Source organism: Polaribacter sp. (genome assembly GCF_965656025.1).
GTDB lineage: Bacteria > Bacteroidota > Bacteroidia > Flavobacteriales > Flavobacteriaceae > Polaribacter.
Genome location: NZ_CBFHJT010000066.1, coordinates 1 through 1,317, shown reverse-complemented (window position 1 = coordinate 1,317; position 1,317 = coordinate 1). Strand labels below are relative to the sequence as shown.

Here is a 1,317-nt window from a genome sequence, read left to right as displayed (position 1 = left end):
TGGAGTAATTAAAAACAGAGAAACCTACGAAATTATGGATCCTGAAGATGTTGGTGTTACAGAAAGTGCTATTGTTTTAACAGCAAGAAGTGGTAGAGCTGCATTGGCTTACAGAGCTAAAAAAATTGGTTACGAGTTAACCAAAATACAGTTAGACAGTGCATATGCATCTTTCTTAGAGGCTGCAGATCAACAAAAAGAAATAAAAGACGATGATATTCATCAGATTATGACAAAAGTAAACAAGATTTCTAAAATCGGCGTTGTTTAATTTTTGTAAAAATACTTTGTCTTCTTAGGTAGTTGGTACTTTTAATCAACCAAAACATTAAATTTTTCAGCTACCTTAGATAAAGACAAATAAATAAGAAAAAAAATAATGAAATATACAATTGCTGTACTTCCAGGAGATGGTATTGGTCCAGAGGTTACCAATCAAGCTAAAAAAGCTCTAGACGCTATTGCAGAAGCGTATGACCATATTTTTTTATATAAAGAAGCACAAATTGGTGCTTGCGCAATAGAAGCAACAGGAAATCCGTTGCCAGAAAAAACTATAGAAGTTTGTAAAAAAGCAGATGCCATTCTTTATGGTGCTATTGGAGATCCTAAATTTGATAAAGATCCTTCATTAAAAATAAGACCAGAACAAGGTTTACTAAATCTAAGAAAAGAATTGGATCTTTTTTGCAATATAAATCCTGTAAAAGCATACGACCAATTAATTAAAAATTCTCCTCTTAGAAGAGAAATTATAAAAGGAACAGATCTTGTTATATTTAGAGAGCTAACCTCTGGAATTTATTTTGGAGATAAGCAACAGAGTAAAGATGGTAAAAAGGCTTATGACATCTGTACCTATTCAGAAGATGAAATTGCAAGAATTACACATTTGGCTTTTAAAGCTGCTCAAGACAGAAAAAGAAAAGTAACGTTAATTGATAAGTCTAATGTTTTAGAAACATCAAAATTATGGCGTAAAACAGTTACTAAAATTAGCGAAGAATACAAAGATGTAGCTTTAGAATATTTGTATGCAGACAATGCAGCAATGAAACTAATTTTAAATCCTAAGAACTTCGATGTAATTTTAACAGACAATCTTTTTGGAGATTTGTTTTCTGATGAAGCGAGTGTAATTTCTGGTTCAATTGGTGTTTTAGCATCATCATCCATAGGTGATAAAAACGCATTATTTGCTCCTGTTCATGGTACATTTTCTGAAGCAGTTGGTAAAGATATAGCAAATCCATTAGCCTCCATTTTATCGGCAGCTATGTTGCTAGAACATTTAGGGTTGCTAGAAGAAGCAGATGC

The 1,317-nt window shown here is 32.2% G+C and carries 2 protein-coding genes; both read left to right on the top strand.

Annotated elements, in window-relative coordinates:
* The coding region (locus tag ACTG3S_RS11675) for a homocitrate synthase/isopropylmalate synthase family protein (RefSeq protein WP_439129529.1) at positions 1 to 271 on the top strand (271 nt) is incomplete at its 5' end.
* Positions 272 to 379: 108 nt separating this feature from the next.
* Positions 380 to 1,317, top strand: a 938-nt coding sequence (leuB, locus tag ACTG3S_RS11670) for a 3-isopropylmalate dehydrogenase (protein WP_439129528.1), incomplete at its 3' end; no start/stop codon positions are given.